Raw genomic sequence first — 21,431 nt, 5'->3', positions numbered from 1 at the left:
TAGGAGCCATCTACTACAATTTGGATTAGTAATTTCTAAATTTAACTGTACTAATACACATAGTCGGTTGCTTCATTATTGGGGGTATTGGCCCAGTGTTCGCTGTACTAGAATGTGTTGCTTTGCAACATGATCGACGGATCGTCGTGCTTGCTGGCGTGATTGCGCTTCTTGGAATGCTATCCTTCTATCATCTGTTGCTTCGTGCGGAAGAGAGCCCGGTAAGACGCCGGCCCTATTGGATACTGGTTGCCGCATTGGCCTCTGGTTTGAGCGTATGGGCGACACACTTCATCGCCATGTTGGCCTATCAGGGCAGTGTTCCGATTGGTTTCGACTTTCCGTTTACGGCCTTTTCCGCAGTTGTCGCGGTATTCGGCTTCTGGCTGAGCATGCAATTTTTGTGGCGTAAAACCGCTGGCGCACTGTCGGCCGGCGGCATCATAACGCTCACCGTCGCTGCAATGCATTTCTTTGGCATGGGCGGCATGCAAGTCGCCGCCACGATCGAATATCGGATAGCGCCGATCCTCGTGGGCGCGGTCGTTGCTTTCGGTCTGTTTGCGCTCTCTTTTGTTTTTTTCAAAAGCTTTCGCGGTTGGAAGCGGGTCGTTCTATCCGCCAGCGCGTCGATCCTTGGCGTGCTCGTCCTTCATTTCACCGCCATGTCTTCCACAATCCTCATTCCCAACCCCGGAATGCCAGGGCCGCAGATAGAGGGGCTGGATCGGTTGTTCATGATGGTCGCGATCAGTGGGGTGACGTTCCTCATTCTCGCCGCCACAGGTGTTGCAGCCCTCATTGATCGCCATCTGGTGGATCTCAAAGGCCTGGTGGGCGCGACACTGGATGGGCTTGCTGTTGTGCGGGATGGCCGTATCGTGGAGGTCAACAGTCGCTTCGCGAAACTGTTCGGTTCCACCGAAGCGGCTATCATTGGTGAAAACGCCGAGGAACTGATGCATGCGGATGACGGGATCGCCGCCCACCTGCCCCGCAACGGAGCGGTCGAGGCGGTTCCGAACCGTGGCGATCGATCGCGGACATTTGAATTGGCTGTCACGACGATTGAATATCGCGGACGTCCCTGCGAGGTGATGGCGGTTCGCGACCTGACGGAAAAGCGCCGTGCACAGCGTGAGATCGAATATCTGGCACGCCACGATGTTCTGACCGGCCTCGCCAACCGGACGCTTTTTCAGGAGCGGCTCAGAAATCATATTGCGGTTGCTCAGAACGATGATGAGTTCGCTCTTCTGGCGCTGGATCTCGACAGGTTCAAAGCGGTGAACGATCTCTTCGGTCATGCGGAAGGGGATCGTGTTCTCAAGGACGTTGCGCGTATATTGCAACAGGCTGCCCGGCCGGGTGACCTCGTGGCACGATTGGGCGGAGACGAGTTCCTTATTCTGACCGCCTTCAGCACCACAAGCGAAGACGCGCGCGATCTCGGCGAGCATATTCTATCGACGTTTCGGCGTGAGATGGATTGCGTCAGTGATCCCACGGCAGTGGGCGTCACCATCGGTATCGCAACATTTCCGGCCAACGGAAATGACAACGAAACCCTGATGCACGCGGCGGATATGGCACTTTACCGCGCCAAGATGAACGGTCGTGGCATCGTCGCGTTTTATGACCCGGCGATGGATCAGGAGACCAAAGAGCGCCGGCGGCTGGAATCGGATTTGCGCCAGGCGATCAGCCGTAACGAGTTGGAGCTTCTCTACCAGCCGGTCCATTCGGTGGAAAATGGTGAAGTGGCGAGTTACGAAGCGTTGGTGCGTTGGCAACACCCGACACGGGGCGCGGTACCACCGGACGTCTTCATTCCGATTGCCGAGGAAAGTGGCATCATCATCTCGCTTGGGGAGTGGATATTGCATGAAGCATGCTCCGCTGCCATGCGCTGGGAACCGCATATCAAGGTGGCGGTCAATGTCTCACCGGTCCAGTTCTCTCTGGCAAATCTCGCTTACACGATTTGCTCGACGCTTGAGAAAACCGGGCTGTCGCCCCTGCGTCTCGAGCTTGAGATGACGGAAGCGGCGCTCTTGAAAGACCGGGCCATAACGCTTTCCACCATGCGCCAGCTCAAGGGACTTGGCGTCACCATCGTCATGGACGATTTCGGAACCGGATATTCTTCGCTCAGCAATCTGCGCAGCTTCCCGTTCGACAAGATCAAGATCGACCGCAGCTTCATTGCCGCCATGAAGCAGGATGAAAATGCTCATTCCATTGTGCGCGCCATCATCGGCCTCGGTCGCAGCCTCGACCTGCCGGTAACGGCTGAAGGCATCGAGACGGACAGCCAATACCGAATGGTTGTCGATGAGGGCTGTGCCCAGGCGCAAGGCTATCTGTTTGGCAAGCCAGGGAAAGCTCCGTCTCGCCAAAGAAAGACGCAAAAGGCGATTGTGGATTGAGCGGGAGAATACAATATGCTGACGGGATAATAAGGGCATAGCTCGTCAGTCGGCAACAGTTGACGCCTTCATCGCATGGGCATAGAAAAATTCAACGCATCACGTAACGTCACTGGTTGCCAAATGGACACAGAGGCTGTGTTACAGCGCGCATGTTTTTCAATTTTCAGCTTCAAAGTTATTGCCAGTTGACGGCTTGATGCTATTCCTGCGTGTAGGTGATTCTATTGCGGGGAAATGGAATGAAGAAGGTCGTGTCGGTACTGCTTTTGGCTTTGTTGAGCGGTTGTGCGAAGCCCTCCGACGGTCCGACTGCTGGCAATATCAGGTCAGCAACGCTTCCCCACACCAATGAAAAAATCCGCGTTATAGAGTTGGCTAACGCGCCAGCCACGCCAATGTCTTCGTCTTTGATTGAAAGTTCGACCGGTCCGGGTCTCACTGCTCTGCGTAATACTGGCTATAACGCACAACGCCTGCGTCGCGGCGACGTTATCGACATCACTGTACTTGATACCGGCGAAGATGGACTTTTCTCGTCCACTCAGAGCAAGACGCTCAATCTTGGACGCTTCACGGTTGATCAAGGTGGCAGCGTCAATCTGCCCTTTATCGGCAAAAAGCGCGTGATCGACTCGACGCCGGAGGGCTTGCAGTCGCAGGTCGTGACCGGTCTCAAGGGCTCTGCGGTCAATCCTCAAGCGGTTGTTACGGTTGTGGATAAGCCGACAAGTGCGGTTATGCTGAGTGGCGCTGTCAAGACGCCCGGCAAGCTTGCCTTGACTGCCCGCCAGGAACGGGTTCTCGATGCGATCAACCAGTCTGGCGGCCCGACTGTAGCGCCGGGTGCTGCGCAGGTGACCGTTGTGCGTGGCACACAGCGCGCCAGCGCGTCTCTCGACCGTATCATGCGCGAGGATCGCCAGAATATTCGCTTGTCGCCTGACGACCAGATCATGATCGATGGTGATGCGTCGAGCTTCACCGCACTTGGCGCATTCAAGAGCGCTGGCGAATTCCAATTCGAAACCGGCAAGATGACACTCGCCCAGGCCGTTGGTCGTTCCGGCGGTCTGCTGGATGATCGCGCTGACGCCCGCAATGTCTACGTCTTCCGCAACGAGGTCGTTAACGTACCGACGAAATCGCCGTCCGGCTCCAAGGATCCGGTGGCTTTCGTACCGACCATGAAGCCGGTGATCTACCACGTCAATATGCGCGATGCGTCCAGCATCGCCTTGATGCAGCTCTTCCAAATGCAAAAGGGCGATGTTCTCTATGCAAGCAACGCACCGCTGGTGGATTCGGCAAAGCTGTTGACTGTTTTCCAGAAGAGCGTGCCAACGGCCGCTGCGCCTCAGCCTGGCGGTTCCAACTGATATCGAATGAGGCGACGTTCACATAGCGCCGCTTCCGCCTAGAGAAAAAGAGCCGCGTCTTCAGCAGATTGAGGGCGCTTCGATGCGTCCTCCGCGGTGCATAGCTGCGCAAATCTGACCAGCTTTTCATGTTCGTCTGAACCCGTGGCACTCAGCAGTCGCTGCGCAAGCTTACCGACTGAATAAATGTCATAAAGCGGATGTGCTGCAGCCGAGCCAGCCATTTGCTCCGCTGGCGAAAATTCCGGCGAACCTGCATAGTCGATACCATGCATGCTGTAGTGTTCGCCGGTTTTTAGCGTGATGCTGAAATCCGCGAGCCTCGCCTTTTCCAGATTTCCATCAGGGAGCAGGATGTTTGCAGCCGTGATATCGCCATGGACATAATCCTTGGCATGGAGAGCGGCGACAGCCCCAAGAACCCGGTCCAAAACAGTGCTGATCTCATCTCGCGTCAGTGTCCCGTCTGTTAGCACAGACGCGAGTGACACAGGTGTCCACGGTTGCAAGAGACCGGGCCGTCCATCAGGCAACCGTAGAAGTGCGGACACTTCGTGAAGGCATGGATGGCGCATGGAAAGGCCTATTTCGGCTTCTCTTCGCAGGTTCTGAACAAGAAACGCGTCATCACGCGCTTTCTCCGGGACCGTCTTAAGAGCGAATGATGTGCGCAGGTCGCGATGTGTTACCTGCAAAATCTGCGTGCTTTCCGTCTCATAGGCCACGGCCTCGAGCGTGAAACTGTTCTCGATGAAAACAGGATTTTGCTGAGACAATGCGGACGCCTTGCGATCGAGCGCGTCACGAATACGATCTATGACGTCATCAGGTCTTTCAGACTGTCGTATCGCAGCCAACAAATCGGCAAAATGCTTGGCAACATCGTTAGCGTTGCTCAAGCCGATTTCCGATCACGATGGCGCTGATATTGTCCCGGATGTTTTCGATCAGTGCTTCCTGCACCAGCGCGTTGGCGCAATCGTTGATCGGCGTTTCCTGCAGAATTTCCGCAACGACGCGCTCTCTCAACGCCTGCATCAGCGGGAAACTGCATAGCAATAGGCGGTCATATAAGCCCCATTCTTCGCCAAAGGCATCGGGGCGGAATTGCTGGGAAAGGCCCAGGCATTGTGACAGCTGCTTTTTCATGCCGACGATGACATGATCGCGCGACAACATGTGCATGGTGCCATCACGCAGCAGATAGGCGCGCGCATCGCCCGACCATAAGACGGTCAGCGTCTTCTCGACCAAAGATGCCACAACGACGCTCGCCATCGGCCTTTGCGCGTCCGTCCCGAACTGGCGCGAAAGCAGCAGGCTGTTGACCGTTCCGAGTTTGCCTTTGATATCCTGAGTGACAAATTCGGCCTGATCGTTGCTGGCAACGTCGGTCAACGCATTCGTCGTCAGCCGTGCAGCCTCAACCGCTGCATTGCCGTCTCCCACACCATCGGCAATCGCGAAGAGAGCAGGGCTCTTGGACACGAACAGTGCATCCGCATTGACGCTGAGGCGTGTTCCCGGATGGGTGGCGTAACTGTAGATGAGCGGAGCGGCGGGGGCCTCTTGCGGCGGTGGTTTCGGCGCGGCAGCAGGCTTTGGCTGGGCTGCGGGCTTGATGTCGGCAGCGACCTTTTGAGCGGGCTTCGGGCTCGACGGTGCATCGCCTTCATCTGTCGATGTCTGATCACGAAAGAGCCGCACGAAATCCGTCGCCGCCGGCTTGCCTTCGAATTTCATTCCGCGGGCACGGCGGGTGTCAGCATCGATGTACCACCACAGGCTTATGGGTTCGCCTGAACGGGTCGAAAACTGTACGTCTTCATCCTCGCCCTTTGGTTTGGGCATGCGCAATCGTTTGACCGACGTCGTAAAACGCTGCATGTCGAATTCTGATGTCATGGAGGTTTCAGCTACCGCTTCGGCGGCCATGAACCATGTATCATCAAGATAGAGCGTCCTTGGGTGCTGGTTGAAGTGTGCCAGTTGCGCCAGCACGACCAGTGGATATTTACGGCCAACCCTGTCACGGCTGGGCAGGAGTACACCCGCATAGGCGTTGCGGCCCCAAATTCCGCGCTCGGTTATGAAGCGCAAGGGAGGGGATGCTGAAAACACGGAATTCCAACGCGACGCAAAAACATCGGCACAGGCGTGCATGCCGGCTTGAATCCAGCCGTCAAGAGCGCCGATGAGATCGCGGTCCATACCCTCGGAAATGAAATCCCCGTGGCTCTGAATCTTCCCGAAAAAGCCGATCCGATCGCTTTCGACTGCGGCTTTGACGGGGGTACTGACTTGCTTCGCCATCAGTCAGACAAGGCGGCTCTGCGGTCCCGGTGCATTTTCGTTGTCATCATCCCCTCCGTTAAACGCGACATTGATCTGTCACTCAGAATTGAGCCGGGCAGGTGAAGTTCGCAAGCGCATCCAGTCTGAACGGATTGAGCACCGAACCGAATTGAATATCGAACTCTGCTACCTGGCCACTATTTTCAAACCTAGCTCTTAACAAATCGCCTGCCTGATTATCGATTTTAGCATCATCGAACAGGCGGAATGGCGACCAGTCGCCGTTTTCTGTTTTCGCCTGCTGCCAGCCGCCTGGCTGGAAAGCGATGCGCGAAAGGTTGGCGGAATTGCTTTCCGACGGCCAGGTTATGGATTTCGCCTGCACCGGGCCGTGATAATACACCACTCGTTCGCCTTCGATTTCCAGCATGACGGCACTGGATGCGTCCGTTAGCGACACCGGCTTCACATTGATGGAAACAGCCGGCACTTCGCTTCCATTGGGAAAGAACGCGCGTAAGATTTTGTCGGCATTCTCGAATTGCGCAATGGCATCACTGGGTATGCCGGTTGCGCCAAACGTGCCCTTCCAGCCCCATGGATTTGTCGTCTTGTCGACGAAAGGTTCCATGCGCTGCTTGAAGAACGTCTGGAAGGTGCCCTTCGGTCCGAAAAGTCGGGTGAAATCAGCCATTGCAACATCTCTCGGAGATGCCCGATCAAATGGATAGCGCCCGGAAACGATGGAAGAGCAAAGCGATGCTCCCTCCGCCGCCCAGAGGTCTGCAATTCGGCCACGCGCGGATTTCACCGCCAGCGAACCGACGTCGGCCGCAAGTCCGGCAACCCAAACGTCAAGCGGTGCCGGAAGCTGGCGCGCCTCCTGTAACAGATCCTGATTGGCTTTCGTCAACTGGCTATCGACATCGAACACCCGCGCGATCTCGTCGGATGTGGTCGAGGAGCGTGCCAGTTGCTCGTGCAAAGCCTTGATATCGGCAAGTAGCTGTTCCGATGGGGAACCTGCTTCCATGCTACCATTCGCGCCGTTGCTGTTTGCCTGTTCGGATGAACCAGACCCCTTCGCCGCTAGCATTTCGCGAAGTCGTGCGTATGGATCAGACGCATCGACGGTTGCTGACAGGATCGCTGCCGTGTTGTCACCGTCGGCGGTCGATGCCAACGTTGTCAAGCTCGCGCCCGCATTGGGACGCAAGTCGGTGGCATCGGCGATGGACTTGGCGGCTTCGATGATGATGTTACGATCATTTGCCAGAATACGCGTCGTTTCCACCGCATCACCAAGGCTCTGCGAGGGCTTGATACGGACATCGGTCAGAAGGTCGTTCCAGCGTTTTTCAAAGCGGTCGAAATATATCTGGAGAGCGGCCTGCGCCACGGTTTCCACGGTCGCACCACGAATTGCATCATCCGAACCACGCACCCAGGCTTCAGACAGCGCGACGCGAGAGGCATAGGAGACCTGTGGGATGACGACGGCGCGATAGCCATTGGCGGTAAACAGCCCCTCGATCCCATCCACCAGCGGTGCCTTGCTCTCACGCTCCACGGCACGTTCGCCAAGTGGGCCGAAAGCAGCAGACGGGCTCCAGTTCGGAAGCTCGCGTGCTTGCGGAAGGCCAGCGAGAATATCATAGGCACGCGCACCGATTGCCTGGCCACGGATAGTATCCCGCGCCTTGGAAATCAGTCTGGCATCGAGTTCGATCGGGGCCAGAACACCGCCGGCCAAGGCGCGAGCATGACGATTAAGGGCGTCACGGGCTGCTGCCCTGCCATCCCCGGGATAGAGAGATGCGAACATGTCCCTTGATTGCACGGTCATGAAATCGCGATCAAGGTTACCCAGACCCCCAAGCATGCCGTAGAGCTTGAGCGAATTGAACGTGCGCGTGACATCGCTTTCGTCTTGAAGCTGCTTTTGTAATTGCACGATCATGCGCGGCAGGAGCAGTGCGTTCAACGCCCGCTGATAGGCATCGCGCTGTCGACCAGCGATTTTCTCTTCCTGATCAAGACCGAAACCAACATTCCACACGCGATCTTTCGCAAAGCCGGAATTGACTTCGCGCAGGTTATCGAGAGCCGGCAGAATGCGCAGGAAGTCTGCGTCCGATACGTTTCGGACTTGAATGCCCTGAACCAGCTGCTGGTAAGCATTCAGTTTACGGTCCGCTTCAGCCAGCGCCTGCGTGTTGGAGAAATAGGTCAGGATCCAGCCGGTAAAGACGATTGCGACCACAGCCACGGACAAGCCATACGCTATGCGCCGGACCAGAAGCTGCCTGCCGGACAGGCGTTTGTCACGCATGACGAGCGCCGCTTCCGGAAAAATGACCTCCTTGAACAGACGCACCAGGAAGTAGCTGCGGTGGGCGCGCGGGGCAGTCGTGCCCGCTTCCGCTTGCGTACCGGACGCAAAGTACACGCCACGAAGCAACGGCGCTTCGATCAGCGGCGAGCTCGCGCACAGCTCGCTCAATGCTTCATGCAAGCGGTCCTTGAGCTTGGACAGCTCTGCTGGGAAGCGGAAGATGCGCCCCCGTATTTCGGCATTCTGTTCCTGCTGCAAACGCTCGATCAGCATCGCGTCGACACGCTGTTGCAACAGCTCGAATTCTTCGAGAAAACGCTGCGGCAGATCCTGTGCGGAATAGCTTTCGTCCAGCTTAAATGTCGTACCCCAGACCTGATGACGATCCGTTTTGTTGAAGCCATCGAAAAACTCGATGAAGCCATCCAGAAGGTCGGCCTTTGTCAGCACGACATAAACAGGCACGCGGGCGTGTAGATATTCGTCCAGTTCCGATAGCCTCTGGCGGATGGAGCGAAGCTCCTGACGTTGCTCTTCCGGGTCACGCGTCAAAAGGTCGTGGATGGACAGGGTTACGAGCGCACCGTTGATCGGCTGGGAGCGACGATAGCGCCGCAGAAGGTTGAGAAAGCCTTCCCAGCCTGCCTTGGACGAGCCGTCGAGGTCGTCCTGTGTCGTGTATCGGCCTGCGGTATCGATGAGAATCGCCTCATCGGTGAACCACCAATTGCAGTTTCGCGTTCCTCCAATGCCCTTCACGGCACTTTCGCCAAGCGCATCACCCAGAGGAAATTGCAGGCCGGAATTGGTAAGTGCCGTGGTTTTACCGGAACCGGGAGCGCCGAAGATCACATACCAGGGCAGATCGTAGATATAGCCGAACCGCTTCTTTGTGACGCGGCGCAAGAGTGCAAGCGCTTCTTTCAGCCGGGTTTGTATCTCGCCGACTTCGGCATTTCGGTTGTTCAGCGCTTCCTGCTCGATGCTATCGACAAGTTCCTTGTCCTGCTTGCGGGCGCGGTAGGCCGTAATGACGATATAGACCACCCAGATCAGCAATATGATGCCGATGGCAATCAGGCGCGCCTGCGTCGTGCCGAAAGGTTTGAACGTACCGAAGGCGACCAGATATCCGTAAAACCAGATGACGACGCAAAGTGCGACCGCCCACAGCAACGAAATGAACCGCCTGCCGATGAGGGCCGCGTAGCTATCGACATATGACCGGATCGTATAAAAATAACTCAGCGGATTCATTGCTGGGCCTCACCTGGTTGCTGTCCGGTTGTCGTTGTTATCGCGGGGGAAAGAATGCCCGCTTCGCTGAGTTGCTCGCCGGGATTGGTCAGCACCATGATCTCTGTTCTGCGGTTCTTCTCCCGACCTTCCGCCGTATTGTTATCGGCAATTGGATCGCTGTCGGCGCGGCCCTCGGTCAGGATGGCTTCGGGGCCGGTGAAGGTGGAGAGAATATCGCCCACCGCCTTCGCCCGGGCTTCCGAAAGATGCCAGTTCGACGGGAACTGGATGGTCTTTATCGGCACATTGTCCGTATAGCCGATAACCACCGCTCGGAATTTGTCGGCAGCAAGTGCGCCGCCAATACGCTGGATGAGATCGCGGAATTGCGGGCTGACATCGGCGCTGCCGACATTGAACAGACCGGAATTGTTGATACGCACGCGAGGACGGCCGTTCACATTTGCGAGCGTCACCAGATTTTTCTGAACTTCCGGCTGGAGGAACGCCATCAGATTATCCAGCCGCGTCGGTTTCGGCGGCTCGACGATCCTTGGTGGCTCCATTTTCGGCTCTTCGGCTTTGACCGGCGGAGTTTCCGGTGGGGCGGGCGGCGTTGTGATTAGCACACTCGGCGTGTCGGTGGGAGGTAACGATGCCAGCCGCTCAAATGTGGTATCGGAGGCGCTGTTCAAAGACAGGGTGAAGAACAGGTAGCCGAATGCAAAGGCCAGTGCGATCAGGGACAGCAGGGTCCAAAGCGCCGCCATGGTGCGCAACGGCGTGTGTCGGGCCTCGACGCCCTGCCAGTGCGGAGACAACTCACGCTCGAATACGCCATATTGGCCGATCAGTGTTTTATAAAGGCTGTCGCGGATGCGCGAAAGCTCCAGTGCGCCCTTGGCGGAAACGCGTGTGCGGCCTTCGAATGCAAGCGAAAGGCAGAGATAGAGCAGCAGGAGAAGATCTTTGTTGGCACCCGGCGACTGGTGGAAATGGTCGAGAATATCGAATACGCGATCACCGCCGGTGACATCATTGTGGAAAGTGGAGACGAGGCCGGAGCGGGCCCAGCCGGCGCGCACGCCCCAGGGTTTGCTCAAGATGACATCGTCCACGGTCGCGCAGACCACGTAATGCGCGGCTCTGGCGCGTTCTGGGCTGATACGGGCGGAACCCAGGTCGCGCTCGTATCGCGTGATGGCTTCCATGCAGGCGCGCCGTAGATGCTCCGGGTCCGGCTCGGCATCGCTGAAGCGCAACACATGCGCGAGGTTCAGCAGAGGCGCTGCCGACTGCACCAGTGTCGGCACCTCTTCGCCGCCGAAACGAAAATTGGACAGCAGCGCGTCGATCGGTAGCGAATTGTCGCTGCGTCCCGCGCGGGCTGGCACGACGTCTGTCTCGATGATGTCATCGAGAATGGCCGCCATGTTGCGAGCGTTTTTGTTTCGAAGTCGGCTTTCGTCGGTGATCTCAACCACCGTCGGCAAATCCTGCCATGAGGAGGGCTTGTCGTTGCTCATTCGCGTAATGCCCACATTTCCATCTCAAGGCCGGGAAATTCGCCCGCGAGATGCAGCGCGATGGCGCCAGAGGTTTCAAGCTGCTTCCAAAGAGGTGACTTGGTATCGATCTCGAAATAAATCGTGCCGGAGCGATAAGGGAGCTGGCGCGGAAGCACCGGCAGCGAGCGCACGGGAATGCCCGGCAGCGCAACGTTGACCAGTTCGGAAATACGCTCCACCGGGCCAACCTTGATTTGTGCTGGCAGCTTGCGGCGAATATCTTCGGCGGACATATCGGCGCGCACGGCCAGAACGAAGCCGGAGTCGCGCAGCAGCGTCCGGTCGTGAATTGTGCCGACACGCACACCGTGTCTGCGCTCCACCAGTTCGATGGCAACAGCCGCCTGTTCCAGAACGGCGGAAAGCGACGTTCGCAGATCATCGAACACGGCTGCAAAGCTCGCCTTGAGATCATCATGGCGATAGGGCGGAAAATCCGTCGCGCGCTTTTTATCCGTCGTAAATGTGGCGAGTTCCCCGGCCAGTTGAATGCAGTCCTCGTAAAACCGGATGGGGTGAAACCGCGTGGCATTGGCGGAAAGGTGAGCCAGCAGCGGATCGGCGCGATTGAGAATTTGCAGCAGGAAATAATCGCCCACTTCTGCTGTGCCACGGATAGTCGGATCACCGATGCGCTCGGAGATCGCCTGAGCCCGGTGCCGGACGATACCGAGGAGTTCCGTCAGCAATTCAGAGAGGCGCGATGAGGCTGCGCAGTTGAGGATCGGCGGAATGAAATCCGGATCGAGAATGACCGCGCGGTCGGAGCGCACCTCGATGACCCGCGCCAGCCCGATCAGATCATAGCCAGAAAGATCGTCGCCGGTTTTGAGGAATTTGAGGCTTAAGCGTCCGACATCGATGGGAGCTATGAAATCCGTGTCCACATTGGCATCTGATACTTCGTATGTGGTGGCCACAACGCGCACGCTATTGCTATCGGCCTTGGCACCGCTGGACATATCTGCCTTGCCGGGCTGACGGGCTGGAAGAGCTAGATAGACGATTGCATTCTTGACGCCTTCATCCAGATCCAGCGGCGGGGGTAGGTCGGAATCTTCAGGCGCTTCGAATGGCGTTCCATCGGGCAATATGCCTCGCAGGTTCGAAAGCGCAAACTGGCCGATAGCCAATGCGCTTCGATCAATGCCGATTTCCGCAACACCCCAGGGATAGGGCGAAAGGTTGCGCGTGGTATTGCGGACCAATCGCTCCGTCCAGCGGTCCGATTGTTGAAAATGTTGAACGCGAAGAAACATGCCCTCGCTCCAGGCAACCCGGTTTTCATGCCTCATTTTGTCTGCTTACCCCCTTGGTATTTGGTTGAAGCGCTTCATCAGGCGCAGCCTCGCCCCGTGCTGCGCGCTGAAGAAACTCTCTGACCGGCATTTGACGGCCATCTTCTTCGAAGTTCTTTTTGAAAGTGGACCAGTAATCGGTCCTCTGGATCAGAGCCCGCCATTCCTTGCGTGCAATCTTGTCGCGCCAGTCGTTTTGGGCGTCGGCCTTGGCTTCGATCAATCGCGGCTCGAGCTTTTGCGTGCAGGTTCGGATCAGGATTTCCAGAGACGATGCCAGCAGCCGTTGCTGGCGAATAAGGCCTTCAAGCCGTGCCCGTGGCGATGTCTCATGGGTCTCAGCGCCGATGGCCGTCTGGTCGATGTCGAGGATGGAAAGACATTCGGCGCTTTCCTTTTCCATCTGAACCAGAAGGTCATCGATAGGGTCGCTCGTGACAGGCACAGCTGCGGCTGTCGGCTCAATCTCCGTCTCCTCGTCGTCCCCACCCATGAAGACCGCGTCGAAATCCTCGACAGGTGCTTTCTTTTTTGGTCGGGAGACCAGCACCGGAATGTTCATTGCATCGGTGTGCTCGTGCTTGGAGCTTTCCACCGGCTCTTCGTTCCAGTCATTGGGCAAGACAGCACCGACACCGGCAGTCGAGGGCGGGGCGTTCCAGCCCACCTCGACATTGCGGGAAATGGACTTGGTTTTCTTACCGGTGAGGTCCGGTGCCGTGTCCGGCCAGTCATCATTGGAGGCACCACCGGTAATAACACCGCGTGCCGAGCGACCATTTGGCGCGATGTCCGCCAGAATGGCCGATATCGTCATATGCTCGTCGCTTACGCGCAGCGAACTTTCGGGATCACCATATTCCAGTTCAGCCTCGCCGCTGATGATGACGTCGAATGTCTGTCCGCCGATGCCGATCTGTGAGCCATTTTGCAGACGAACGGTTTCGCCTTCCAGCAAGAGACGACCATCGACCTGCGTGCCGTTTGCGCTCTGGTCGGTGATGGAAAACCCCTCGCGGTCGCAGCTCAGCGTACAATGCTGCTTGGAAACCCGGCGCGCATCGTCATTGACCTGCCAGTCGCAATCGGTGGAACGTCCTATCACGCGTCTGCCCTGCTCGAAGCTCCACAGGGTGGGCTTTGCACTTCCGTTAACCTGCTTTTCTTTCAGAACAAGTTTCATGATGTCATCCTCACGCTGAAAGTGCCGAGCCTTCGCGCTCGGTTACGATTGCGTCGGTGCTGTCTTTTGCCGCTGGGGCAAGGCGGGCCCAGCTGTTCCACCCCAGCCGTGCCGGTGCATCTGCCTGACCCAGCTGGCAGAAAGGTACGTCCTCTTTTTTCAAAATGACTTGAATGTCGAACTCGAAAGCACTGCCGACAAAAAGCCGTGTGACGGCGAAGATTTCCGCAAGCCGCTTCGAGCCGGGTGTCAAAGCCAGATAATCCGCATAGCCGACAGGGCCAAGGACTATGCGGAAGCCGCCGCTGAAATCTTCGATGGCACTTCCAGCCGTGACGTTTTGCCCAAGCCGCAAACCGCCGGGCTGCCCCATCCTGCTTTGCTCGTGCAGCGGAAGTGGCACCCAGCGTCTGCGAAATTGCTCGATGGTGACATCGAGCCCTGTGAATTCACGTAGCATCGACGTCAGGGCCGTTGCGTTGCGGTTGCGATTTGCCAGCAAACCGCTGAAACGCAGCAATACGTCTTCCTTGACGCCCACCTTCGCGCTGAGACCCGTAGTGCCGAAGCCGGTCAGCGAAAGCAGTGTTTTGCGAAAGGCGTTGTTTTCAGGGTTCGGGGTCCAGCGCAGTTCGCGCGCCAGCCGGTATTTTTCTGTCGCAGAGACGAAAAGTTCGCTGAAGCGAGCCGCGAACAGATTGAAGAAGCTGGTCAACGCCTTGGAACGATTGCGTTCTTCGCGCTGCTGCAATTCACTATAACTCGGCGGCAATGAACCAAGCGGACCGATGATAGGTGCGAATGCGGAGCGCAGTTCCGCTTTGCCATTCTTGCTGCGGTAGCCGCTGATCGCAACGGGCGTCGGGCGCGCGCCGTTGTGAGAACCAATGGTCAATTCATCCTGCTGGACAAGATGCTGCGCTACACGAAATGCTGTCGCAGGATCGAAGCTGCCGGGATCGTTTGCCAGCAGTTCTGCCTGTCTTTCACGCATGTCGATGGCTTGAGGCTGCATCGCGAACTCCTATAGCAACGGGCGGTCTGCCGCACGGGCAGGCCACCGGGCAAGAGGTTCGGATTGGCCGCGCATGGTTGCGGTCAGGCGGGTAAAGCTGTTGATCGAGGTGTAGAGGCCGAAGAAATGGTTCAGCACGCTCGCGAATACGAACGCTGCGGCTCGGTCTATCAAGGCAGGGTCGAACTCTAGGGTGATGTCTGTCCCCGGCACCATCGCTGAGCCAATTCTGGCATGTGAGTTGCGCGCTTCGACCGAAGTGATGGCCTCCACCAGTTGGCGGGTCTCTGGCGTATCTCTGAAGGCATAAAGGGAGAGAATGTCCTTCAGCGGGGCGCCGCCATTGTCGAACAGCGACAGATGGTTGAGGAGAAGATGCGAGACCAGCCGCCATTCGCGCGCAGAACGCTCATTCATTCGAACGGCTGCTGTTGGCGGCATCAACGCATGAACGGAATTAACCGCCTCATTTCCTGCTGCGAGTTGCAGGAAAGGATGCCCGCCGCCGAATGGCAATTGGCTGGGCAGTTCTCGATTGATGCACAGCGTGCTGACGCTGGCCACGACATCAAGCGGACCCAGCGGCCCACGCTGCTGATCGACAAAAGCGATGTCGGTATCGGACGAGCCGTCATCATCGTCGAAGCGGCGATAGCTTTGCCAAAATAAGTTGGATCCATTGCTTCTTTGCGTGCGACCGAAGAATGGCGACGTCTTTTCGATCTGGCCTGTGCGGCTCGTCAGTTCCACATCTTCGACGCCGTAGATTTCCCGCGTCCTCTGACGCCGGGCGTCGGGCAGCAGGCGATATTCCGTCCGTGTGCCATCGAGGCTCAAGGGCTCGCAGCTTTGCTTGAACAGGTTGATGACGGGCGATGCGTTAAGCACGAAATCCTTGGCGGAAACCATACGCTCAAGCCGCGTTTCTGCGGCGTCGAGGTAGATGTAAAGCTCGCAATCTCCACCGCTCCATTGGTCGAGGCCTTCGATATCCAGAAACAGAAACTTCTGCGGCAGCGCGAAGAACTCCGTCAGCAGCCGGTATCCGTCGAAGCTGTTGGCGGGGTAGGGCAGCATCGCCTGATCTCGGGCAAAGCCTGAGGGTTTGAGATTGGCCGCGGATAAGAAGATGGCATTGCGGTCTTCGGAATGCTGAGCAAGCGATATCCCGACGCAATGGTTCGCCAGAAGTTCATAGAGCGCCGTCGCCTGCTGCCATGCCGATGAAATGAATATCTGTAACGATGTCAGTCCTATCTCGCGAAATGTTGCGGGACGAGGTGAGGTGGTGCGCAATGACAGTTTCAGGCAACTTGCAGCGCCCGCCGATGACGCGAAAAAAGGCGCGTCGATGGGCTGGCTGACAAGTGACGCTGCCGTAATCTCCAAAGGGACGATGTCAATATCTTGCGTAGTGCGGAATTTGCAGCTTTCGCCGCCGATAGGCTCAGCCAGAATTTCGCTGTGCCGTGGCAGCGCCTGTACCGTCGTCAGTGCCGGGCTGGGGGCAAAATGAACGACGCTCATGGATGGCAGCGGTGCGAGATAATGCGGATAGAGCGTTTCCAGCAGGCTATCGGAGAGCTCCGGGAACTCGTCATCCAGCTTCTGGCGCACGCGCGCTGCGGAGTATGCAAAGCTCTGTATCAGCCGCTCGACATGGGGGTCGTCGGCGACCTCGCCCGTCATCCGTAACCGGCCTGCGATCTTCGGGAACGCCGCCGCAAAACGGGACGCGCGTTTTCTCAGCGCAAAGAGCTCGTCATTGTATTTTTCGAGAAAGCCATCAGCCATTGCTTGCCTCCACCAAAAAGCGTTGGGTCGATGGGTCTATCTTGGATTCGAAGCTGATTGGCGGCATGCCTTCATGCAGACGGAACGTCGCCTGAATGCGCATACGCAACGCCCTGTCGCCATCCATCCGGTTCTTCATGATCGATACGCGCACATCGGCAAGGCGTGTCTCGAACATGGATATCCGCCGCTCTATCGTCTGGGCGAGCTTTGCCTTGGAGGCGTCTGTTACGAGATTGGCGGCGAGAATGCCGTCCACGCCATAGCTGACAAGAGCATCCGTCAACTCTTTGAAATCTGCTGGCGGCCCGGCAGGATTGCGTCGTGTGTTGAGCAGGGATTCAAGATCACGGCGAATGACTTCGCGCATCTCACGGACCTGATCTGACAGGCTCGCAGGCGGGTCGTTTTCCATATCCGGCGCATCGTCCAGCAATCGGTCCAGCACCGAGCGGGCAAGAGTTCTTTGCTTTGGGCGATATTGCTCCAGAGGATCAACCACGCGCAGTCTGCCTTTCTTCGGTACCCGCATCCGCCGAGAGGCTGGAAATTTCGTGGAACGGCACCAGATCGTCACCGATCAACAGGCAGCGCTGGCCACGCCCCGTCACCAGAGGGCCATCGTCGTTCCACAGGGTTTCGCGACCCAGCAGCAACGGCGTCGTCTTGTCCGCACCATAATAGACCGCTGGCAGCAACACCGATGCGATGGCACCATCCAATAGGGTGATCTCTGCCGAGCGGAACGCCAGATCACGCGGGCGCGTCATGGGCTCGATGACCAGCGTGTCGATCCGGCTGAAATCGATCCACAAATATTTACCGCCGTTGGTCAAAACCTCCAGCGCGTGCGGAATACGGTCGTCGAGATCACGGATATCGCCAGCCTTGCTGTCATTCAGAAGGATGGAGGTTTCGGCACGCTTCTCGTCCAGTTCCAAAAGCGCCTGCGTTGCCTCATCCGCCTTGCCGTCGCGTGCGGCAATGTTGGCTTTGATGGCGAGTTGGTCCAGTTCGGACGGGCCATGGGTGAAATCAGGCACCGCACCGGTTTCAAACCATGCTACGCGCGCCGCCATGGCACGCAGATGGTGACGGAACAGCGAAAACCCTACCGCATCCTGGGGTGCGAATGTGGCTGCCAGATTGCACTGCGCATCGGCCTTTTCGTACTCTCCGGCAAGGATCAGCAGATCGATGTACAGGTTGCGGCCTTCCTTGTCCGAAGGGGCAGTCTTGACGTGGTCCTTGGCCTTGATGATGGCTTCATCAAGTTGGTCTGCATCAAGCAGGCGGGAGATATCGTCGCGCAATGTCATGCGGGTATCCTTTGTGGCTCAGCCGGGGACCGGGCGATTGACGCCGTATGCGTGGTCGTTTCGGCAATGAGGTGGAAACTGGTGGAAACATCATCCAGCTGGAAATGCGGCTGGAGACGGACGGTGCAGGAAAAGCTGCCCGGTTTTCCGGGAATTTCGAAAACGCTGATACCGGCGGAGCGCAAGGGATAGCGTGTGCGCAACGATGCCTCCGCATCGTCATTGCCCAGAGTGTAGGACGACAGCCAGTTTTCCAGCTTTCGCTCGATGGTTATGGCATCGCTCAACTGGCCGATGTCATCGCGCATGATGACTTTGAGGTAATGTGAGAACCGCGAAGCGCAGAGTACATATTGCAGCATCGCCGCAAGCCTTGCGTTCTGCCGCGCGCTTTCCTTGGAATAATGACCGGGCGCGTGGAGCGACTGGTTGGCGTTGAAAATCGCCATGCTGGAAAGATAGGTGGTCGACACCGGTACGATGCCGAGATCGGAGAACTGCTGTTCCTGTCCCATCGTCAGCTGCATTTCCACGGGCGGCTGTGCCGATAGGCCATTGCTCTCGATGCCAAGATCGAGCGGAGGCAGTTGAGAGTGGGACAACATGCCGCCGTCCACCTCGTCCTGCGTCACGCCTCTGATATCGGCGAACCAGCCGGAGTCCGTGAAATTGCGCACCACGACAGACGCGAAAGCAAAAGCTGCATTGCCCCACAGCAGCGTCTCACCATTTTCCGCGATGTGTTCGCGAAATGGAAACGGGTCTTCGCGACGACGCGAGTATGGTTTGTGGGGCGAGCGCAGCAGAATACGTGGCGCGACCAGCCCCACGAAACGGCTGTCGTCGCGGGCACGAAGTGCATTCCAGCGAAGGCGGGTCTTCTCTTGTTTCAGCCATGAGAAATCATGAACGCGGCTCAGCTCGGAGAAATCTTCCAAGCCTACGGCAGAAGGGGCCGCTGCGGCTATGAATGGGCAGAATGCTGCGGCGGCGACCATGCCGATTTGCGACAAGGTCGTAATGGAATCGATGCCCTCGAAATCCTCGGGAGAGAACGTATAGTCTCCCACCAGAAGCCCCACCGGTTCACCGCCAGGCATGCCGAATTCTCTGTTGTAAATGATCTCGAACAGATGGCTCTGGTCGAAATCCGTTGCCCGCTCCATGCTGCGCGCCAGCTCCCGCCAGCTGGCGTTCAGAAGCTTGATTTTCACTTCCGGGCAGCGGCTGGCTTCGCGCACTACCATGGCAAGCCCGCGCCATCTTGCCTCCATCGCCTGAAATTCAGGGTGGTGCAAGATGGCGTTCACTTGGCCGTTGAGAGCGTCATCGATAAGGGCGATGAGCTGGTCGGCCTGACTGCGTATGTCCGAAACGGACCTGTGCGTCATGAATGGGCTCCGGGCGGGTATGCGATGGGTGAGGGGCATTGCTGCCCCTCCATCCGGCTCAGTTCTTGGTTGGAATGCGGGCGACCATACGCAACGAGGTCGTCAGTTCTTCCATCTGCAACCAAGGGCGCATCCAGGCGACGGCGTTGTAGGCACCAGGCTTGCCGGGAATTTCCTGAACGGTCACCTTCGCGTCGCGCAGAGGGTACTTCGCACGCGATTCTTCGCCAGCCACGTCGTTGGCGTTGACGTAGTTGGAAATCCAGCGGTTCAGCCAGACTTCGCAATCGGATGCTTCCATGAAGGAGCCGATCTTGTCGCGGCCCATGACCTTCAGATAATGCGCAAAACGCGAGGTCGCCATCATATATGGCAGACGCGCAGAGACTGCAGCATTGGCCGTCGCCTCAGGGCGGTCATAAAGCTTGGGCTTGTGGGCGGTCTGCGCGCCGAAGAACACGGCATAATCTGTGTTTTTGTAGTGGCAGAGTGGCAGGAAGCCCAGCTTGCCCAGTTCGGCATCGCGACGGTCGGTGATGCCGACTTCTGTCGGGCACTTCAGATCCAGATCGCCATCATCGCTGGAGAAGACATGCATGGGAAGGTTCTCGACCTTGCCGCCATTTTCTGCACCACGAATGGCCGTGCACCAGCCGTTCTTGGCAAAGGCGTCTGTCAGCTTTGTGCCCATGACGTAGGCGGCGTTCATCCAGCAATATTCATCATGCTGCAAATCGCCGTTGGCGGAACCGCGTGTTTCGTCATAGGCGAACTCGTCAACCGGGTTCGTCTTCGGGCCGTAAGGCATACGGGCAAGCACGCGGGGCAGGGCCAGCGTGACGAAACGCGAATCGTCGCTTTCACGGAAGCTGCGCCACTTGGCATATTCGACGGTGTCGAAAATCTTCTCGAGATCACGCGGACGAGCCAGATCGCGATAGTCTTCGAAGCCGAACATGCGCGGGCTCGCAGCCGAAATAAACGGTGCGAATGCCGCAGCGGCGATCATCGACACGCCTTGCAGAAGCTGAACATCGTCAAACGAGTTGTCGAATTCGTAGTCGCCGATGATGGCACCCATCGGCTCGCCGCCTGGGGTACCGAATTCATCTTCGTAGATGGATTTGAACAGTCTGGACTGGTCGAATTCAACGGCCTTTTCGAGATCGCGTCCCACGTCACGCTTGGAAGCGTTCAGCACGCGAATCTTGAGGTTGACGCTGGTTTCCGAGTTTTTCACGAGATAATTCAGACCGCGCCATGTGCCTTCGAGCTTCGCGAACTCCGGTGCCTGCATGATGGCCGCGAGCTGGGCGGAAATCGCCTTATCGATTTCGGCAATCGCATGGTTCAGCGTTACGGTCAGGTTCCGGTCATACTTGACCGTACCCTTCAGGGCCTGATCTGTCAGCGTGCGCAGCAGGTTCTGTGCGCGGTCCGGTTCGGTCTGACGTGTCGCGGCAACCACCTTGGCCAGCAGGCCGTTTTCTTCGGTGGTCGTTGTCTGTGCCTCGTTTTTCAGCAGGCTTTCAGCGCTCATGTTTCAATCCTTCCAAATGCGGCTCTTGTCTTGTTTTGCCGCTAGAACAGGTGAAGCCCCGTGCGCCGGGGCATCTCAACGAAGCAGTCCTCAGGTTTCGAGGTCAGGTGCCCGCACTGTTTTTCTCTTTCAATTCGGATACGAGCTTTCCGAGATCGGTCTTGTTCTGGAGGATGTCTTCTAGAAGCCGCTCCAGATCTTCGGAACGATCAGCTTTTGACAACAGGTCGCGCAGTTCGTTGCGTGCATCCAGAAGCGCTTTGAGCGCTGGTACCTGCTCGACAACAGATGCGGGCAGGAAGTCGTCCATGCTCTCGAACTTCAGATTGACTTGGATATCTGTGCCATCGTCTTGAAGCGTGTTGGGGACGGCAATGTTGAGGCCAGGTGTCATGCGGCGCATGACTTCGTCGAAGTTATCCCGGTCTACCTGGACGAACTTTCGCTCGCCAAATGGCTTCAGGGGCTGTGTTGGATTACCGGAAAAATCACCCAGAACACCAACGACGAACGGCAGTTCCTTAACCACCATCGCGCCTTCGGTTTCCACTTCGTACTTTATGTGAACGCGAGGTTTGCGAACCCGCTCCAGCTTCTCATGTACACTTGCCATTCAAACCTCCTTGATGCCGTATCGGCATTGCTG

At 57.4% G+C, this 21,431-nt stretch carries 15 protein-coding genes; 2 read left to right on the top strand and 13 right to left on the bottom strand.

What is annotated here, in order from left to right:
• Positions 1-95 precede the first annotated feature (95 nt).
• On the top strand, positions 96-2,429 hold the full coding sequence (locus tag DSM25558_RS12660; RefSeq protein WP_077105120.1) for a bifunctional diguanylate cyclase/phosphodiesterase: 2,334 nt from the start codon (positions 96-98) through the stop codon (positions 2,427-2,429).
• Positions 2,430-2,671: 242 nt separating this feature from the next.
• A complete protein-coding gene (locus tag DSM25558_RS12655) occupies positions 2,672-3,808 on the top strand; it encodes a polysaccharide biosynthesis/export family protein (protein ID WP_077105119.1) in 1,137 nt (378 codons plus the stop codon).
• A 38-nt stretch (positions 3,809-3,846) separates the two neighbouring features.
• Here the strand turns inward: DSM25558_RS12655 and DSM25558_RS12650 are convergent, their stop codons facing one another.
• From DSM25558_RS12650 to tssB, 13 genes are all read right to left on the bottom strand, one after another.
• The gene (locus DSM25558_RS12650; RefSeq protein WP_153366547.1) at positions 3,847-4,707 is read right to left on the bottom strand and encodes a protein kinase domain-containing protein; all 861 of its coding nucleotides are present in this window, start codon (positions 4,705-4,707) and stop codon (positions 3,847-3,849) included.
• Positions 4,694-6,121, bottom strand: a complete 1,428-nt coding sequence (gene tagF / locus DSM25558_RS12645; RefSeq protein WP_077105117.1) for a type VI secretion system-associated protein TagF — start codon at positions 6,119-6,121, stop codon at positions 4,694-4,696. Before tagF ends, DSM25558_RS12650 begins: the two co-directional genes overlap by 14 nt.
• A gap of 82 nt (positions 6,122-6,203) precedes the next feature.
• Positions 6,204-9,695, bottom strand: a complete 3,492-nt coding sequence (gene tssM / locus DSM25558_RS12640) for a type VI secretion system membrane subunit TssM (protein WP_077105116.1) — start codon at positions 9,693-9,695, stop codon at positions 6,204-6,206.
• Positions 9,692-11,203, bottom strand: a complete 1,512-nt coding sequence (gene tssL, locus DSM25558_RS12635) for a type VI secretion system protein TssL, long form (protein ID WP_077105115.1) — start codon at positions 11,201-11,203, stop codon at positions 9,692-9,694. Before tssL ends, tssM begins: the two co-directional genes overlap by 4 nt.
• The gene (tssK, locus tag DSM25558_RS12630; protein ID WP_077105114.1) at positions 11,200-12,540 is read right to left on the bottom strand and encodes a type VI secretion system baseplate subunit TssK; all 1,341 of its coding nucleotides are present in this window, start codon (positions 12,538-12,540) and stop codon (positions 11,200-11,202) included. The genes tssL and tssK overlap by 4 nt, the downstream gene beginning before the upstream one ends.
• Positions 12,530-13,726, bottom strand: coding sequence for an FHA domain-containing protein (locus DSM25558_RS12625; RefSeq protein WP_077105113.1), 1,197 nt, complete (start codon positions 13,724-13,726; stop codon positions 12,530-12,532). The genes tssK and DSM25558_RS12625 overlap by 11 nt, the downstream gene beginning before the upstream one ends.
• 10 nt (positions 13,727-13,736) lie before the next feature.
• A complete protein-coding gene (tssG, locus tag DSM25558_RS12620; RefSeq protein WP_077105112.1) occupies positions 13,737-14,741 on the bottom strand; it encodes a type VI secretion system baseplate subunit TssG in 1,005 nt (334 codons plus the stop codon).
• Positions 14,742-14,750: 9 nt separating this feature from the next.
• Positions 14,751-16,535, bottom strand: a complete 1,785-nt coding sequence (gene tssF, locus DSM25558_RS12615; RefSeq protein WP_077105111.1) for a type VI secretion system baseplate subunit TssF — start codon at positions 16,533-16,535, stop codon at positions 14,751-14,753.
• A complete protein-coding gene (gene tssE, locus DSM25558_RS12610) occupies positions 16,528-17,037 on the bottom strand; it encodes a type VI secretion system baseplate subunit TssE (RefSeq protein ID WP_077105110.1) in 510 nt (169 codons plus the stop codon). Before tssE ends, tssF begins: the two co-directional genes overlap by 8 nt.
• Entirely contained in the window at positions 17,030-17,854 is an 825-nt protein-coding gene (locus tag DSM25558_RS12605; protein WP_077105109.1) for a type VI secretion system accessory protein TagJ, read from the bottom strand. The genes tssE and DSM25558_RS12605 overlap by 8 nt, the downstream gene beginning before the upstream one ends.
• Positions 17,851-19,245 carry a type VI secretion system contractile sheath large subunit gene (tssC, locus tag DSM25558_RS12600; protein WP_077105108.1) on the bottom strand — a complete coding sequence of 465 codons (1,395 nt, stop codon included), beginning with the start codon at positions 19,243-19,245 and terminating at the stop codon, positions 17,851-17,853. The genes DSM25558_RS12605 and tssC (DSM25558_RS12600) overlap by 4 nt, the downstream gene beginning before the upstream one ends.
• A 58-nt stretch (positions 19,246-19,303) precedes the next feature.
• Positions 19,304-20,785, bottom strand: coding sequence for a type VI secretion system contractile sheath large subunit (gene tssC / locus DSM25558_RS12595; protein WP_077105107.1), 1,482 nt, complete (start codon positions 20,783-20,785; stop codon positions 19,304-19,306).
• Positions 20,786-20,888: 103 nt separating this feature from the next.
• The gene (gene tssB, locus DSM25558_RS12590; RefSeq protein ID WP_077105106.1) at positions 20,889-21,398 is read right to left on the bottom strand and encodes a type VI secretion system contractile sheath small subunit; all 510 of its coding nucleotides are present in this window, start codon (positions 21,396-21,398) and stop codon (positions 20,889-20,891) included.
• Positions 21,399-21,431 lie beyond the last annotated feature (33 nt).

Source organism: Agrobacterium sp. DSM 25558 (genome assembly GCF_900100825.1).
Lineage (GTDB): Bacteria > Pseudomonadota > Alphaproteobacteria > Rhizobiales > Rhizobiaceae > Agrobacterium.
Note: the sequence above shows the minus strand (reverse complement) of the source record. Positions and strands in the feature narration are given on the sequence as shown.

What these genes read in the sequence shown, in the direction of transcription:
- tssL (WP_077105115.1), bottom strand. Translation starts at nt 11,203, where the DNA reads ATGAGCAACGACAAGCCCTCCTCATGGCAGGATTTGCCGACGGTGGTT.
- DSM25558_RS12605 (WP_077105109.1), bottom strand. Translation starts at nt 17,854, where the DNA reads ATGACATTGCGCGACGATATCTCCCGCCTGCTTGATGCAGACCAACTT.
- tssC (WP_077105108.1), bottom strand. Translation starts at nt 19,245, where the DNA reads ATGACGCACAGGTCCGTTTCGGACATACGCAGTCAGGCCGACCAGCTC.
- tssC (WP_077105107.1), bottom strand. Translation starts at nt 20,785, where the DNA reads ATGAGCGCTGAAAGCCTGCTGAAAAACGAGGCACAGACAACGACCACC.
- tssF (WP_077105111.1), bottom strand. Translation starts at nt 16,535, where the DNA reads ATGGCTGATGGCTTTCTCGAAAAATACAATGACGAGCTCTTTGCGCTG.
- DSM25558_RS12655 (WP_077105119.1), top strand. Translation starts at nt 2,672, where the DNA reads ATGAAGAAGGTCGTGTCGGTACTGCTTTTGGCTTTGTTGAGCGGTTGT.
- tssK (WP_077105114.1), bottom strand. Translation starts at nt 12,540, where the DNA reads ATGAGGCATGAAAACCGGGTTGCCTGGAGCGAGGGCATGTTTCTTCGC.
- tssB (WP_077105106.1), bottom strand. Translation starts at nt 21,398, where the DNA reads ATGGCAAGTGTACATGAGAAGCTGGAGCGGGTTCGCAAACCTCGCGTT.
- tagF (WP_077105117.1), bottom strand. Translation starts at nt 6,121, where the DNA reads ATGGCGAAGCAAGTCAGTACCCCCGTCAAAGCCGCAGTCGAAAGCGAT.
- DSM25558_RS12625 (WP_077105113.1), bottom strand. Translation starts at nt 13,726, where the DNA reads ATGAAACTTGTTCTGAAAGAAAAGCAGGTTAACGGAAGTGCAAAGCCC.
- tssM (WP_077105116.1), bottom strand. Translation starts at nt 9,695, where the DNA reads ATGAATCCGCTGAGTTATTTTTATACGATCCGGTCATATGTCGATAGC.
- tssG (WP_077105112.1), bottom strand. Translation starts at nt 14,741, where the DNA reads ATGCAGCCTCAAGCCATCGACATGCGTGAAAGACAGGCAGAACTGCTG.